This is a genomic window from Mangrovihabitans endophyticus, from assembly GCF_014646155.1.
Lineage (GTDB): Bacteria > Actinomycetota > Actinomycetes > Mycobacteriales > Micromonosporaceae > Actinoplanes > Actinoplanes endophyticus.
This window is the reverse complement of record NZ_BMMX01000006.1, coordinates 57769-72115: the sequence shown is the minus strand read 5'-3', so window position 1 is coordinate 72115 and position 14347 is coordinate 57769. Positions and strand designations below refer to the sequence as shown.

Annotated in this window: 16 protein-coding genes and 1 tRNA gene; 6 read left to right on the top strand and 11 right to left on the bottom strand. The window is 69.5% G+C overall.

Translation table 11 applies throughout. The annotated features are described in order from the left end of the window. Positions 1–30 precede the first annotated feature (30 nt). Together IEY73_RS34095 and IEY73_RS10415 are read left to right on the top strand one after the other, a co-directional pair. Positions 31–2130, top strand: coding sequence for a methyl-accepting chemotaxis protein (locus tag IEY73_RS34095; RefSeq protein WP_189078931.1), 2100 nt, complete (start codon positions 31–33; stop codon positions 2128–2130). 173 nt (positions 2131–2303) lie between these two features. Further along, entirely contained in the window at positions 2304–3170 is an 867-nt protein-coding gene (locus tag IEY73_RS10415) for a methionyl-tRNA formyltransferase (protein ID WP_229715728.1), read from the top strand. Here the strand turns inward: IEY73_RS10415 and IEY73_RS10410 are convergent. From IEY73_RS10410 to IEY73_RS10400, 3 genes are read right to left on the bottom strand one after another with little or no spacing between them, the layout of a single operon-like run. Next, the gene (locus tag IEY73_RS10410; RefSeq protein ID WP_229715727.1) at positions 3145–5523 is read right to left on the bottom strand and encodes an ATP-binding protein; all 2379 of its coding nucleotides are present in this window, start codon (positions 5521–5523) and stop codon (positions 3145–3147) included. The two genes, IEY73_RS10415 and IEY73_RS10410, sit on opposite strands and share 26 nt — an antisense overlap. An 18-nt stretch (positions 5524–5541) precedes the next feature. Continuing rightward, positions 5542–6165 carry a DUF6879 family protein gene (locus tag IEY73_RS10405; RefSeq protein WP_189078929.1) on the bottom strand — a complete coding sequence of 208 codons (624 nt, stop codon included), beginning with the start codon at positions 6163–6165 and terminating at the stop codon, positions 5542–5544. Next, positions 6158–6427 (bottom strand): hypothetical protein, encoded by a 270-nt coding sequence (locus IEY73_RS10400; RefSeq protein ID WP_189078928.1) that lies wholly within the window; start codon positions 6425–6427, stop codon positions 6158–6160. The genes IEY73_RS10405 and IEY73_RS10400 overlap by 8 nt, the downstream gene beginning before the upstream one ends. A gap of 145 nt (positions 6428–6572) precedes the next feature. Between IEY73_RS10400 and IEY73_RS10395 the strand changes: the two genes are divergently transcribed. Continuing rightward, complete coding sequence (locus IEY73_RS10395; protein ID WP_189078927.1) at positions 6573–6989, top strand: hypothetical protein; 417 nt, start codon at positions 6573–6575, stop codon at positions 6987–6989. A gap of 121 nt (positions 6990–7110) precedes the next feature. On the opposite strand, the gene IEY73_RS10390 is transcribed toward IEY73_RS10395, so the two are convergent. The 3 genes from IEY73_RS10390 to IEY73_RS10380 form a co-directional block, all read right to left on the bottom strand. Continuing rightward, a complete protein-coding gene (locus tag IEY73_RS10390) occupies positions 7111–7455 on the bottom strand; it encodes a hypothetical protein (protein WP_189078926.1) in 345 nt (114 codons plus the stop codon). A 79-nt stretch (positions 7456–7534) separates the two neighbouring features. Then, positions 7535–7607, bottom strand: a tRNA-Ala gene (locus IEY73_RS10385). An 86-nt stretch (positions 7608–7693) separates the two neighbouring features. Next, positions 7694–8251, bottom strand: coding sequence for a YqgE/AlgH family protein (locus IEY73_RS10380; RefSeq protein WP_189078925.1), 558 nt, complete (start codon positions 8249–8251; stop codon positions 7694–7696). Between the two features lie 176 nt (positions 8252–8427). Between IEY73_RS10380 and IEY73_RS10375 the strand changes: the two genes are divergently transcribed. Next, the gene (locus IEY73_RS10375; RefSeq protein WP_189078924.1) at positions 8428–9234 is read left to right on the top strand and encodes an S-methyl-5'-thioadenosine phosphorylase; all 807 of its coding nucleotides are present in this window, start codon (positions 8428–8430) and stop codon (positions 9232–9234) included. A gap of 41 nt (positions 9235–9275) precedes the next feature. Here the strand turns inward: IEY73_RS10375 and IEY73_RS10370 are convergent, their stop codons facing one another. Further along, the gene (locus IEY73_RS10370; protein ID WP_189078923.1) at positions 9276–9866 is read right to left on the bottom strand and encodes a dienelactone hydrolase family protein; all 591 of its coding nucleotides are present in this window, start codon (positions 9864–9866) and stop codon (positions 9276–9278) included. A 79-nt stretch (positions 9867–9945) separates the two neighbouring features. Further along, complete coding sequence (locus tag IEY73_RS10365) at positions 9946–10278, bottom strand: YciI family protein (RefSeq protein ID WP_189078922.1); 333 nt, start codon at positions 10276–10278, stop codon at positions 9946–9948. 218 nt (positions 10279–10496) lie between these two features. On the opposite strand from IEY73_RS10365, the gene IEY73_RS10360 reads away from it, so the two are divergent. Continuing rightward, positions 10497–11210 (top strand): aggregation-promoting factor C-terminal-like domain-containing protein, encoded by a 714-nt coding sequence (locus tag IEY73_RS10360; RefSeq protein ID WP_189078921.1) that lies wholly within the window; start codon positions 10497–10499, stop codon positions 11208–11210. Positions 11211–11306: 96 nt separating this feature from the next. Here the strand turns inward: IEY73_RS10360 and IEY73_RS10355 are convergent, their stop codons facing one another. Together IEY73_RS10355 and IEY73_RS10350 are read right to left on the bottom strand one after the other, a co-directional pair. Next, positions 11307–11960 carry a response regulator gene (locus IEY73_RS10355; RefSeq protein ID WP_189078920.1) on the bottom strand — a complete coding sequence of 218 codons (654 nt, stop codon included), beginning with the start codon at positions 11958–11960 and terminating at the stop codon, positions 11307–11309. Then, positions 11957–13129, bottom strand: a complete 1173-nt coding sequence (locus IEY73_RS10350; protein ID WP_229715726.1) for a sensor histidine kinase — start codon at positions 13127–13129, stop codon at positions 11957–11959. Before IEY73_RS10350 ends, IEY73_RS10355 begins: the two co-directional genes overlap by 4 nt. A 130-nt stretch (positions 13130–13259) precedes the next feature. On the opposite strand from IEY73_RS10350, the gene IEY73_RS10345 reads away from it, so the two are divergent. Then, positions 13260–13724, top strand: a complete 465-nt coding sequence (locus tag IEY73_RS10345; RefSeq protein WP_229715725.1) for a DUF6069 family protein — start codon at positions 13260–13262, stop codon at positions 13722–13724. Between the two features lie 28 nt (positions 13725–13752). On the opposite strand, the gene IEY73_RS10340 is transcribed toward IEY73_RS10345, so the two are convergent. After that, complete coding sequence (locus IEY73_RS10340; RefSeq protein ID WP_189078919.1) at positions 13753–14343, bottom strand: class I SAM-dependent methyltransferase; 591 nt, start codon at positions 14341–14343, stop codon at positions 13753–13755. Positions 14344–14347 lie beyond the last annotated feature (4 nt).

Genomic DNA, 14347 nt, shown 5'->3' with positions numbered 1-14347 from the left:
GTCCGGCGAGCACACGGTGGTGGAAGGCATATGACGGTCATCGAACAGGCGCCGCACGGCGGATCAGGCCCGGCACGGCGAGCACCGGGCACGCTGCGGCCGATGCTGTCCATCGCCAACCGGATGCGGACCGGCATGCGACTGCTCGCGCTGGTCGTCTTCCTGCTCATCCCCGGCGGCATCGCCACCACCATGTACACCGTGGAGACCACCGACCGGATCGCCTTCTCCTCGGCCGAACGCGAAGGCGTCGATGTGGTCCGGCCGCTGCTGGTCGCGCTCAGCGACACGGTGGCGGGCGACACCCCCGACCTGGACGGCGTACGCGCCGTCGTGAACGACCACCCGCACCTGGGTGCCGTGGACATGGCGGCGGCCCTGCCCGGCCTCGGCGACGGTTCACCGACGCAACGGGTGGCGCTCGCGCAGGGGCTCGCCGACCTCATCACACACATCGGTAACACGTCGAACCTGATCCTCGACCCGGATCTGGACTCGTTCTACGTGATGGATCCGCAGATCGTGGTGCTTCCCCGGGCGCTCGTCGCCGCGGCGAAGGCGGCCACCGAGCCCAGCGCCGACGGGGCCCAGGCCGCGTTGGCCGCCCAGGCGGTCCTCGCCGGCCAACTGTCCGCGGCCGCGGAAAGCCTGCGCAGCGACGTCGACACCACCGTCCAGAACACCGACCGTGCGGATGTCGGCGGGCGACTGGCCCCGGTGCAGACCGCGGCCGATGCCATCGACGCGCTCGCCCAGACGCTGACCAGCACACTGAACCAGCCGGGGCCGACCGACCCGGTCGCCGCCGCACGGGCCGCCCGCGACACCGTTCCGGCCTTGCATGACGTGCTCGTCGACCTGCTCGACACCCGCATCTCGGTGTTCTCGATGGAACGCACGCTCGTGCTGGCCGTGGCAATCGGCGGATTCCTGCTCGCCGGGTGGTTCGCCACCGCGGTGCTCTGGCAGACCGGCCGCGACGTGCGGGACACCGTGCGCGCGGTGAGCGCCATCGCGGGCGGCGACCTGACCGAGAAGTCGTTGCCGGACGGGCGCGACGAGATGGGCGACATCGGCCGGTCTCTGACCACCGCCCGCCGGCGCCTGGAGGAGCAGGACACCGAGATCCGCGCCGCGCAGGCCGCCCGCGAGCAGCAGCTACGTTCCAGCTTCCTGCACCAGAGGCAGGTCGAGGCCCAGTTCCGCAACCGCGCCCAGACCATCATCGACGAGTCCACCGCCACCATCGCGGACGAGTTGCGCCACGTCACCGAGCAGGTCGGACAGGTACGCGAGGCGGCGACCACGATCGACGAGAACATCACCACCACCGGCGCCGCGACCACCGCCGTCATCGAGCACGCGCGGGCGGCCGAGCAGGTGATCGGCTCACTGGAGGAAAGCCTGCGCCGGGTGGCCCACACCGCCACGCTGATCACCGGCATCGCGGGGCAGACGCGCCTGCTCGCGCTGAACGCCACCATCGAGGCGGCCCGCGCGGGCGAGTTGGGCGCCGGGTTCACCGTGGTCGCCGACGAGGTGAAGCAGCTCGCGGACAGCACCGCGAAGTCCACCGAGCAGATCACCGCCACGATCAACGCGCTGGAACACGACACCACCGAGATGGCGCGCGCCATCACCACCATGATCGAGGGCATCTCCGGGGTGGGCGAGGCCACCGGCTCGTTGCGCACCGTCGCCGCCGATCAGGACTCGCTCGTCGACAAGCTCTCCGAATACATGGGCGGCACCCTGGCCCGGGTGCAGGAGATGTCGCACCTCGCCGAGCAACTGGAACGCCGTCAGCACGACCGCATCGCCGCGACCGGGCGCACCTGGCTGCGGATCCCCGGCCGTGAAAAGATCGAGGCGACCATGATCAACGTCAGTTCCGGCGGCCTGCGCTGCGCCGTCCCCACGGATCTCGGCATCACCGAGGGCGACACCGTGGACATCGATCTGGAACACGACGGCAACCAGCTCCGCGTGAGCGGCAACGTGATCAACGTGGTGGACACCGGCGGCGGGGATCACGAGCTCGGCCTGCAGTTCCTGGTGCCGGACCAACGGCTGGCCGACGAACTGGAGACGTTTGTCAAGCGACTGCTGAACGCGGCCCTGCCCGCCTGATCCGCGCCTCCCGGCCTCATCCGCGCCTCCCGGGCGACGACGCCGACCCCGTCATCACCGCTGACGGGCTCACCACGTCACACCTCCAGCGACCCGTCCAAGCGACAGTTGGGCGGCGCACGGCGACGGAGCGGACAGCAGTTCGTGCCTGTTCGACCGGTATCGTCGCGGATGTGGAGGACTCGATGCGTGTCGCGCTCGCGACCTTCGGTGTGGACGAGTTCGCAGTGCTCCATGCGGCATGTGTGGATGCTGGCCACGTTCCCGTCGCGTACGTGTACTGCCGTTCGATGAGGCTTAACAGTCACACGGATGCGCAGGCTGCGGAGGGAGCCGCCCGGATCATTGAGGCGCTGCCACCCGGAATGGACCTGTTGCTGCCAGGTGCCGCCGATGGATTGGCCAGCGCGCTGGCTGGATATCGCTTGGATCTCTTGATGGTTTACGGGTTCAACTGGAAGCTTCCGGCCTCGGTGCTGGGCACGCCCAGGTTTGGTGTGGTGAACATTCACACGTCGCTGCTTCCCCGCTACCGAGGACCAGCCCCGGTCTTGTGGGCTGTCCGTAACGGTGATCCGGAGATCGGCGTGACGATCCATCGGATGGATGATCGGTTCGACTCCGGCCCGGTCCTGGTTCAGCGCGGTGGGATTCCGCTCGACGAGGACGTCACTCCCGGACGGCTATGGACGCGGATCCGCCCGGTCATCCGCGACTTGGTGGTGGATGCCCTGGGCATGGTCGCGAGTCAGAATCCCGGAACCCCGCAGGACGATTCGGGCGCATCGTCGGCGGGGTTCATCGAGCCGGAGTTCTCGGTGGTGGATTGGTCGCGGTCGGCGCGTGAGGTCCACAACCAGGTGCGGATGTTCGCGTTCATGGGCCGCGACCACGCGCCGGTTGCCGAGGTGGGCGGGCGCTGGTTGGCGGTGTTGCGCACCCGGTTGGAGCCGGCGGACGGCATCCGGGTCGAGTGCGCGGACGCGCCGATTTGGATCGAGGAGTCGGAGCCGGCTACGAACCCGGCAGTGCCTGGCTGAGGAGGCGGTGCAGTGCTGCGGCCCGGGGGTCGTCGAAGTCGGTGAGCAGGTCGCGGGCCTGCCGCAACGCGTTGGTGTCGCCAGCGGCGCGGCCGAGGTGGTGCAGCGTCTGGGCCAGGTTCCACCGGTCGTCCAGGTCGCGGTGTACGGCGGCGGCAGTGTGGTAAAAGCCGATGGCGTCCTCGATGCGGCCGAGATTTTCGTATGCCTGTCCGGCGCCGTCGAGGGCGATGGCTTCCCGGCTGCGGTCTCCGAGTTGCCGTTGGATTACGGCAGCCCGCTGGTAGGAAACCAGAGCGTCGGCGGGTTGATCGGCGGCGCGTTGCACGGTGCCGAGTTCGACGAGCCAGTGCGCCTGCCACACCTGGTTTTCGTTGTCTTCGGCAATGCGAAGCGCCTGGTCGATGTGGGTGCGGGCGGCTGCGAGGTTGCCGATTTCTCGCTGGGCCCAGCTGAGATGGAACAGCGCATTGCCCTCGCTGGCGGGGTCGCCGAGTTCCTGGAAGACGGTGACGGTGTCGGTCAGGATGTCGGCTGCCGCTTGGGGCTGTTGGACCTCGCAGAGGGTTTCGGCGAGGTTGCTGCGGATGAGTGCTTCCCATCGCTGGTCGCCGAGGGCGTGGAAGATCGCTCCGGCCTGTTCGAAGTAGGCGCGAGCGCCGTCGAGTCGGCGGCGGCGCAGGCCGATCAGGCCGAGCGTGTTGAGGGAGACGGCTTCGCCGAACCGGTCGCCGAGGCGTTGCCGGATGGCCAGTGCGGCGCGGTGGCTGGTCTCGGCCTCGTCGAGGCGGCGGGACTGGAAGTACGCGCGGCCGAGGCTTTCCAGGGCTTCGGCCTGTCCCGTGCGATCGCCGTCGTGGCCGGCGGATTCGACGCCGATCGTGCTGGTGGCGAGCCAGTCGTCGAAGGCGTTCTGGTGGATGTATATGCCGCGCAGGACGGCGGCGAGCCGCCAGGCAATCGAGTGCAGGCCGGCTTCGGCCGCGGCCCGGGTCGCGGCGACGAGGTTGCGGCTTTCGGTCTGGTACCAGCGCAGCGCGGTCTCGTGGTTGTCGAAGGCAAGCGGTACCGCGTCGCCGGTGATCGGCGAGGCGAGCTCGTATCGGTCGTACGCGGTGATGCTGGCCGCGGCGGCGTCGGCGCTGTACAAGTACCAGGTGAGGATGCGGCGATGTACCTCGTCCTGGGCTTCGGAGGTTTCGAGGTGGTGGGCCTGGTCGACGGCGTACGCGCGGAGCAGGTCGTGGAATTCGTACCGGCCGGGTGCCGGCTGTTCCAGCAGGTGCGCGCCGACGAGGACATCGAGTTGCTGTCGTGCGTGCGCGGTGCTGAGCCCGGCGAGCGCCGCGGCGGCGGGCAGGCCGAACTCGTTGCCGGGGTGCAGGCCGAGCAGTCGGAACAGTCGGGCTGCGGGTTCCGGCAGGGCCCGGTAGGACCAGGCGAACACCGTCCGGACGGCGTCGGCGTCGTCGTCGCCCTCGGCGGTCAGGGCGTCCCACAGTCCTGACTCGTCGCGTAGGTCGGCGATCAGTTCTGCGAGCCGCATCATCGGTCGGCTGGCGGCGCGTTCGGCGGCGATCCGTAGCGCGAGGGGCAGGCGTGCGCAGAGCCGGGCCAGCTCGACCAGTTCCTGGTGTTGATCGTGTCCGCGGTAGCGGGCTGTCACGTTTCCCAGCAGGGCAACGGCATCGTTTTCCAGCAGGATGTCGAGTCCGAGCCGGTAGGCGCCGTCGCGGGCGACCAGCCCGGACAGTCGGCTGCGGCTGGTCACCAAGACGAGGCAGTTGGCGGTTCCGGGCAGCAGCGGCCGGATCTGTCCGGTGGTAGCGGCGTTGTCGAGGACTACCAGCATGCGCCGGGTGGCCAGCAGCGACCGGTACAGCGCGGCCCGGTCGTCCAGACGAACCGGAATAGCTGTGGCAGGGACGCCGAGGTCGCGCAGGAACCTGTCGAGGACTTCGTCGGTGTTGGCGGGTGGCCCGGGGTCGTAGCCGCGCAGGTTGACGTAGAGCTGGCCGTCGGGAAACCGGTCACGGACCTGGTGTGCCCAGTGCAGGGCCAACGAGGTCTTGCCTACCCCGGCGGTACCGGTGATGACCGTGACGGCGGCGGCGTGCGGATCGTCGTGTTGTTCGGTGGTCACGCTGGTGAGGGTGGCGAGCTCGGCGTGGCGGTTGACGAAGCCGCGCACGTCGCCGGGTAGCTGCGACGGCGTCACCGCGAAGGCGGCCTCATTACGGTGAAAATGCACTCCGCCGTGGACATCGCGGGCTTGGACGATATCGCCGGTTCCGGTCGCGGTCAGGCGATTGACGTGGCGGGAGAGGTCGTCGCCGTCGTCGGGGTCACCCATGGGCATCGCCGTGTCCAGTCAGTCACTGACGTTATGGCTGGTGGGCGGCGGCAGTGTCGCGACGTGGTTGACGAAGAACGGTTCCAGTGGCTGGCCAGCCTCGTACAGGTCTTGGATGAACCGCTGGCAGCGCACGATGAGATCACGGTCGGTGAAGCGGCGGACGGATTCCAGCACCCCGGTGTCGTCGTAGATCGCTTGATACATCACCGAGGTTCCGAGAGTGTAGATCTCTGGAAGCGCCGAAAGGTGTTCAAACTCGGCGACCTGCTGCGGGCCGACGATGTGGACGCTGCCGCCGCACTGGTCGCGGATCCGCAGCGCGTGCAACTCCCATTGCAGGTACGCGGTGATCGGCTCCTCGACGACCCGCACGCGGTAGGCGGCGAAGCCGTGCTCCTCGACGCGACGGTGGTAGGCGGCCATGTCGGCTCGGCCGGCCTCAAGCAGGCCCAGCGATGCGTCCCAGTCGCCCCTCGCGAACGCCTCCCAACTGTCGTAGCCGGGCTCTTTGAAGAACTGCTGGCGTTCCAGTTTCCAGAAACCCAGCTCGTTGATCGTCCAGAAGTTCTTCTCGAAGTCGGCGTAGTAGGCGTCCAGTTCCATCCGCTCGCCCTCGGCGCCGTCAAGAAGGTCAGGCATCTGGAATGTCCACCTTCGCTGCGAGGATGGTCTTCCGTGGAATGATCACCAGCCGCTCGCCGGGATCGACGCTGACGCCCTCGGGCAGCCGGCCCTCGTACGAGGTGGTCAGGTCTGATCCGATGACCGCGACGTCACCGTTGTCGAGTTCCCAGATGTCCGGGCAACTCGAATTCCCGGACGTCTGCCCAAGCTCGTGAGATGACTTTCCGATACGCCGGGCAAATGACGCGGACGGATCAGCTTCCCACCTTTTCCCCACGAAAGCGCTCCCGAATTCGAGATCAAAATTACCCAAAGTGACACTACATGACGGAAATGCGACAGGCAACCGCGCTGAATATAGGCGTACATCTATCATCTCGGGAGTAGGCCGACGCGCAACGCCTACGCAACTGGGAGGCACGGTGGCCGATCCGGAACTGTTGACGACGATCGCGGTTACCCTGGCGACCAAGACCGCCGAGGGGCTCGCCGAGACCGGCCGCGCCGCGTTCGAGGCCCTCGCGGGGCTGGTCCGGCGCAGATTCGCAAACCGGGCGTCCGCGCAAGCCGCGCTCACCGACGCCGAGGCCGGGGTCGAGTCGACGAAAGACACGCATATCGAAATCCTCCGCGAGGCGCTGGCGCAAGCGGTCGCGGAGGATCCATCGTTCGAGGCGGAACTGAGAGACCGATGGCGGGAGCTGTCACCCCATCTGATGACCACAGGAGAAGCCGGAACGATTAACAGCGTCGCCGGAACCGTGAGCGGCAACATGGTGCAGGCGCGTGACGTCCACGGCGGCATCTCCTTCGGCGGCCCTGCCCGGATCGACCGCTGAACCGGCGCAGCCGCAGGTCACCGGTGTTCACAACACGGCGAGCGGGTTCCACCGCTCGATCATGGGGTTCGTTCAGGACGGCCGTCGTGTGCAAGCAGGCGGATGACCGCTCCGCGGAGATCTACGAGTTCTCCGCCAACACCGAGGCCGTCCTCACCGACATGATCAACCGAGTCCAAGCACACCGCTCCAAGCACACCGCCAAGCCTCGATCGGGGACAGCGATGCGGAACTCGCCGCCCTCACCACCCAGGTCACCACCGGCCAGGCCGCACTCGACCGTTACCACACGGCGTTCGAGAACGGCACCATGGACGACGCCACCGCCGGACCCCGCATCCGCGAACACCTGACCGAGATCGTGAACCGCGGCACCGTCACCGAACGCAAAGCCGCCATCGAAACCCTCATCCGCGAAGTCCAACTCACCCCGCGAGGGCGCCGTACCCGTGTTCAGGATCCCCACAGACACCACGATGCCCCCACCCGAACGGATGAGGGCACACGCGATGAACAACCGACGGTTCGCACAATGGTGCGGTCGGTGGAGCTGAGGGGACTCGAACCCCTGACCCCCACACTGCCAGTGTGGTGCGCTACCAGCTGCGCCACAGCCCCTTGCCGCACCCGGCATCCCGGGCACTCACGGAATAGTACACACCCGCGGCGGATGCCGTGCGCACCCCCTGGGGTTCCGCGGGGCCTCAGTTCAGCAGCGGGTCCGGCGGGAAGTGCGCCACCGCCGCCAGGATGTCGCCCTGCCGTCGGAGGACCATCGACCACAGGTCGTCCGGGCGGTTGACGAACGGGTCGCCAGGCAGAGCGTCGAAGACGAACCACGAGCCGCCCGCGATTTCGTCCTCCAGTTGGCCCGCCGACCAGCCGGAGTATCCGGCGAACACGCGCACCCCGGCGATGGCGTCCCGGAACCGGTCCGGGTCGGCGGAGAGGTCGACCGTGCCGAGCGCGCCGGCGACCGGGTGGAAGCCGGACAGGCGACGCTTCACCTCGGGCTTGGTGCGTGCCAGGCAGATGGCCGACTCGGGCTGCACCGGACCGCCCTCGAACAGCACCGCGGGCTCACCGGCCAGTTCGCCCCAGTCGCCCAAGACCTCGCCGACCGGCACCTCGGTGGCTCGGTTGAGCACCACGCCGAGCGCGCCGCCGGTTTCGTGGGCGACCAGCAGGACGACCGTACGGTCGAAGTTGGGATCCTTGAGCGTCGGGGTGGCGACCAGCAACTGACCGGTCATCGACTCCATCGGCCGACCTCCGATCCGCTGCTCCTCGCTATGCACAGCGTCCCCGTTGCCCGTGCGCGGCGCCGTGCCGTCCGCGCTGGGCAGGGTCGAGTGAATCAAAGGCCCGCGAACCGGGAGCGTGCCACGCCATGCCTCGCACCATAGCTTGCGGATCTGACCCTCGATAAGGTCTGCACATGAACCATCCACCTGCAGCGGCAGAGATCGGCGTCATCGGCGGCTCGGGGCTGTATGCGCTGCTCGACAATGCCTCCGAACATGAGGTGTCCACTCCTTACGGACCTCCGTCGGATCCGATCACGATCGCCGACCTGGGTGGTCGTCACGTCGCGTTTCTGCCACGTCACGGCCGGGATCATCGATACCCTCCGCACAAGATCAACTATCGGGCGAATCTGTGGGCGCTGCGGTCGTTGGGCGTACGGCAGGTGCTCGCCCCGTGCGCGGTCGGTGGCCTGCGGCCGGAACTGGGACCGGGCACGTTCGTGGTTCCGGACCAGCTCATCGATCGGACCAGCGGACGGGCGCAGACGTACTACGACACCGGCGCGGTGCACGTGAACTTCGCCGACCCGTACTGCCCGGCCGGCCGCCGCACCCTGCTGCAGGCGGCGAGCGCGGTGCACCCGGTGGACGGCGGCGCCATGGTGGTGATCGAGGGACCGCGATTCTCCACCCGCGCGGAGTCGAAGTGGTTCACCGCGATCGGCGGCACGGTGGTGAACATGACCGGGCATCCCGAGGCGGTGCTGGCGCGGGAGTTGTCGCTGTGTTACTCGGCGATCGCCCTGGTCACCGACTTGGACGCCGGAGTGGACGGCGATCACGGAGTGACTCAGGAGGAGGTCTTCTCGGTGTTTCGGGAGAACACCGAGAAGCTGCGGAGCGTGTTGTTGAACGCGGTGACGAGCTTGCCGTTGGAGCGGGACTGCCCGTGTGCGCGGTCGCTGGACGGGATCAAGCTGCCGCTGGAGTTGCCCTGACGCCGCTGGAGTTGCCCTGACGCGCACCGGTCGGCCGACGGTCAACCGACCCGGTCGAGGAGTTGCCGCGAGCGCCGAATGACCAGCGCGGTCGCCTCCGCGTCGTACGACGGCAGCGAGCCGTCGGTAAACAGGTGCCGGTCGCCGGGATAGGTGTACACGGCGGCGAGGGCCTCCCCCGCCGCCTCGACGAGTTGGCGTGCGGCGTCCAGGTCGCCTTCGAGCGCGAAGAAGGGGTCTTTGTCCATCCCGTGCACCTGAACGGGGACACCGTCGGGCCACGGCCCGACGGCCCACTCGCCGACGATCGGCAGGCACGCCTCGTACAGCAGGGCGCCGCGGGCGCCGGGCCGGGTCTGGGCGAGGCGCTGGGCGATGGCCGCGCCGAAGGAGAACCCGGCGAAGACCAGGCCGGCGGGCAGGTCGGCGACGTACCGGTCGGCACGCTCGTCGAGCGTGTCGCCGCCGATGCGCCGGGTCAGCGCCATCCCGTCGTCGATGCTCGCCGGCCGCTCGCCGTCGAACAGGTCCGGCGTGTGCACGGTGTGCCCACCGGCTTTCAGCAGCTCGGCGAACGCGCGTACGCCGTCCGTGAGCCCCTGGACGTGGTGGAACAGCACAACCTCGGCCATCTCTGATCTCCCGTGGCGGACGACTCTCCCGTGGCGGACGACGATGATCGGTGCACGTCTCGCGCCCAGCTTGGCGGTGTCACGGCGTGTCGCGCAACGGCCAGACCTCGACGACGCCGTGCGCCACCGCGCAGGGCACCCGCGACACCATCCGGATCGCCTCGTCCAGCGAGGGGGCGTCGATGATGGAGAATCCGGCCACGGGTAGCGCCGAGGACAGGTATGCCCCCTCGGTCACCGTCAATCCGGCGGCATCGTGATTGCGGACCTGCACGGGCGTTCCGGCGACGCCGGTGACGGCGCCGTCGGCTCGCAACCGGCTGTCGTGGGCATGCGCCTCGTCGCGGACGGCCGGATCGGTGCGTTCGTAGCCGGCCCGGTCGCCGTATCCGATGGTGACGAACTTCGGCATCACTCAACTCCATCCGATTGCAAATTGCAACTGGATGGAGGCTAGGGAATCTGATGGCACAATGCAAGCAGTGGCCGCGGTCGGCACCCGCGACGCTCATCCCGACAGATATGACCAATCCCACATCGATGGATGCTCCTTCCCCATCGACCACGGTGTGCGCGAAGGTGTTCCGCGAACACGGGCGCGGAGTCGCGCCCCGAGGCGAAGGGATCGGCGTGAAGCGGCTTTGGAGCCGGGTGGGCGTACGCGTCACGTCCGTGGGCCTGTTGGTCGCCGGGGTCGTCGGTGGGGTCCACCTCGGACAGCTCCGCGACGTTCGCCAGCACGGCACCGAGGCGCAGATGGTCGTCCAGGCCGACGCCGAGGAGATCCGGCTGCTGAAGTCCGGGTTGAACGATCACGCCGCGGACCGGGCCCGGCGCCAGGAGGCGGAGAGCGACGCGGCAGCCATGGCCGCCGTCGAGGCCACGAAGGCGGCGAGCCGGGCGCACACCCTGGAGAAGAAGGCGGCCAAGGCCAAGGCCGAAGCGAAGGCCGAGGCGGAGGCCAAGAAGAAGGCCGAGGAGGCCGAGGCGTCCGGCGGGACGGTGCCCTACGCCGGGAAGATTCCCACCTCCTGCAAGGAGTACAGCGGAAACCGGGCCACCGGCTGCGCGCTGATGCTGGACGCCGGTTTCGCCATCGACCAGTTCCCCTGCCTCAACAAGCTCTGGAACAAGGAAAGCGGCTGGAACGCGCACGCCTCCAACTCCGGCAGCGGAGCGTACGGCATACCGCAGGCGCTGCCGGGCAGCAAGATGGGCTCGGCCGGATCGGACTGGAAGACGAACCCGGCGACCCAGATCACGTGGGGTCTCGGTTATATCGCGGGCCGGTACAACACGCCGTGCGGCGCATGGTCCCATTCGGAGCGCACGGGTTCGTACTGAACCTTGTCAACATGGCGAGGCCGGCAGATGCCGCCGCTGGTCGACGGCGCGCAACCGACGGTCTCGATGCCAGGTTGAAAATGGTTCACTGAACCGTCAGGCCAATCCGCCCTCGTAGGCGAGCATCGCGATCTGTGTTCGATTGTCGAGATCGAGCTTGGTGAGGATGTGCGACACGTGCGCCTTGACCGTGGCGACGGTCATCCGCAGCTCGGCGGCGATCTCGGCGTTGTTCCCGCCCCTGGCGAGCGCAGCGACCACGTCGGTCTCCCGCGGGCTGAGCGCGGACAGCACGTCGCGGGCTCGCACGTACGCATCGGCCTGCCCGGCGACACGGTCCATCAGCCGACGGGTGACCCGTGGCGACAGGATCGGTTCCCCGGCGGCGACCTGGCGTACCGCGGTGACGATCTGCTCCGGAGGGGTGTCCTTGAGCAGGAAGCCGCTCGCGCCCGCACGCAGGGCGTACAGGATGTTCTCGTCGGTGTCGAAGGTGGTCAGCACCACCACCTCGGGCGGACGCACGCGGCGCCGCAGTCGGCGAGTGGCGGTGATGCCGTCCACCCTCGGCATCCGCAGATCCATCAGCACCACGTCGGGCGCGTGCGCGTCGACAGCGGTGGGCACCTGGTCGCCGTCGGCCGCCTCGCCGACCACGGCGATGCCCCGCGCGCCGTCCAACATCATGGTCAAGCCGGCACGGACGAGGGCGTCGTCGTCGACGACCAGGACGCGCAACGGACGGGTCATGCCGGCCACGGTATCCAGGCATGCACGCGGAACTCACCGTCGTCGGCCCGGTGGTCGAGCTGGCCGCCGGCGAGATGCACGCGTTCGGTGAGCCCGATCAGCCCGACGCCGGCGCCCGGCGTGACGACAGGCTCCGTGCCCAGCGGGTTCCGGATCTCCACCACCAGCCGGGCGCCGGGCCGACCGCGCAGCGTGACCACGACCGGCTGGCCGCAGGCGTGCTTGCGGGCGTTCGTCAGCCCCTCCTGGACGATCCGGTACGCGGTCCGCGCGGTGACCGTGGGGGCTGTGGAGGGGTCGTCCACCTCGTCACGCAACTGCACCGGCGTACCGGTCTCGCGGGACTCTCCGATCAACCGCGGGATGTCGGTCAGCGCGGGCTGGGGCCGGTAATCCGCGCGCACGTCGGATGTCTCACCGTCGGCGGTCCGCGGATCATCGTCGCGGAGCAGCGTGACGACCTCCCGGAGTTCGTCCAGTGCCTGGTGCACCCCGGCACGCACGACGCCGGCGGCACCTGCCAGTCGCTCCGGAGACGAGTCCGGGCGATACTCCATCGCCCCGGCGAAGGTGGCCAGCAGCGACAGCCGGTGGGCCAGCACGTCGTGCATCTCCCGGGCGATCCGGTGCCGCTCCGCGATGCGCGCCTCGGCCACCCGGCGGCCCTGTTCGGCCTCGGCCCGGCGGGCCCGGTCCCGCAACGACCGGATCAGCGCCGCTCGCGCCTGCGCCCACGCGCCCCAGCCCAGCAGCGCACCGTGGGCGAGCGCGATCAGGAGCAGCCACCAGCCGAGCGAGATGCCGCCGTTCGGCCGCCATGCGCCCTGCGCCACGTGCGCGGCGAACCCCACGGCCGCGACGGCCGCCGCGAGCGAGAACCGGCACCGGCGGGCGACCTGGAGCGTGCCCGCCGTAGCCGCCGGGCTGCCCACCGGGGACAACGCCGCCAGCGGAGCCACCACGAGCGCCCCGACGGCCGGACGCCACACCAACAGCGGCGCGAGCACCCAGCTCAGCAGGCCGACGGCGAGATCAAGGCCGCGATGACCGCCGTTCCACCCGCCCCAGATGGTCAGCGCGTTCAAGCCGCCGGTCACGCTCATCGTCGCGGCGACGGCAAGGGCACGTCGACGTCGGCAGTCCGGCCGTGGCACCGTCACGTCAGTCACGCGCCGACGCTAACGCCGGGCGCGGCGGCGCCGATACCGACCAAAGTCGGTGCCCGATCCGACCGGAGAAGCATCCGGCGCTGCCCTTCGCACGATGTGCGGACACCGCCGCCGCGGCGATGCTCGCCGCATGACAAACACATCGAACCGCACACGTCCGGCGACCCGCCGCGTCCAGCTCCGCCGCATCGTGGCGGGCGGCTCCGCGACGTGCGGCGCCACCGCCCGCCGCATCGCCGCGGTGGTCGGCGCGACCGTCTCCGCACTGGTGACCTGGGCCTTGGCCGGCCCGGCATCCGGCGTCGCCCTGTCCGTCACGAGCGGAACCGACGTCCAGCACGTCGGACCCGGCACCGTGGCGGCCGCGGCGCTGGTCACCGGCCTGGCCGCCTGGGCGCTGCTCGCCGTACTGGAACGGAGAATCGCCCGGCCCGCACGGACCTGGACCGTCGTCGCGCTCATCGTCCTGGTGGTCTCCTTGGTCGGACCGCTCGGCGACGGCGCGGACATGGCAAGCCGGCTGGTGCTGACGGGCATGCACCTGGCCGTCGCGGCGGTCCTCATCCCCGGGCTGGCACGCACCGCACGGCGATGAGGCGATGCGATGTGCGACCGGGGTGGGGTCACGCCTCGGACCGCTCCTGGCGCACCGCCCGCCCGACGATGAACGGCACCGTGACCGCACCCAGCACCGGCAGCTCGAAGTGCCGCACCAGGTCCACGTCCAACAGTGACCGCCGCACGACAGCTTCGGTCTCGCGCGCCGGATCGCACCCCCGGTCCAGCAGACGCGTCACCGGCGAGATCATTCGCTGACAGGCGTGTTTCCAGGTGTGATCCGGCGCCGCGACATGCTCGGCGAACACGAATGCACCGCCGGGTCGCAGCACCCGCGCGATCTCATCGAGGACGCGGGACTGATCGCGGACCGAGCACAGCACGACGGTGGCGAGCACCCCGTCCACGCTCGCGTCGGGCATCGGCAGCGATTCCGCCGCCGACGGGAGCGGCTCGCGCGAATGCCCGTGCCGACGTGCGGCGACGGCCAGCCGGGTGCGGCTTCGGCGGTGCGGCTCGCATCCGATCCAGACGACGCCCCGGTGCAGCGCGTCGAAGTTGCGCCCACGGCCGGCGCCGATCTCCAGGACGGTGCCGCGCAGGCCGCCGATCAGAGTGGACTTGGCGTCGCGGTAGGCGGCGAAGGCGTCGGCCACGGCT

Coding starts and splice junctions, on each gene's coding strand:
- IEY73_RS34095 (WP_189078931.1), top strand. CDS start 31: ATGACGGTCATCGAACAGGCGCCGCACGGCGGATCAGGCCCGGCACGG.
- IEY73_RS10410 (WP_229715727.1), bottom strand. CDS start 5,523: ATGGGTGACCCCGACGACGGCGACGACCTCTCCCGCCACGTCAATCGC.
- IEY73_RS10405 (WP_189078929.1), bottom strand. CDS start 6,165: ATGCCTGACCTTCTTGACGGCGCCGAGGGCGAGCGGATGGAACTGGAC.
- IEY73_RS10380 (WP_189078925.1), bottom strand. CDS start 8,251: ATGGAGTCGATGACCGGTCAGTTGCTGGTCGCCACCCCGACGCTCAAG.
- IEY73_RS10375 (WP_189078924.1), top strand. CDS start 8,428: ATGAACCATCCACCTGCAGCGGCAGAGATCGGCGTCATCGGCGGCTCG.
- IEY73_RS10370 (WP_189078923.1), bottom strand. CDS start 9,866: ATGGCCGAGGTTGTGCTGTTCCACCACGTCCAGGGGCTCACGGACGGC.
- IEY73_RS10365 (WP_189078922.1), bottom strand. CDS start 10,278: ATGCCGAAGTTCGTCACCATCGGATACGGCGACCGGGCCGGCTACGAA.
- IEY73_RS10355 (WP_189078920.1), bottom strand. CDS start 11,960: ATGACCCGTCCGTTGCGCGTCCTGGTCGTCGACGACGACGCCCTCGTC.
- IEY73_RS10345 (WP_229715725.1), top strand. CDS start 13,260: ATGACAAACACATCGAACCGCACACGTCCGGCGACCCGCCGCGTCCAG.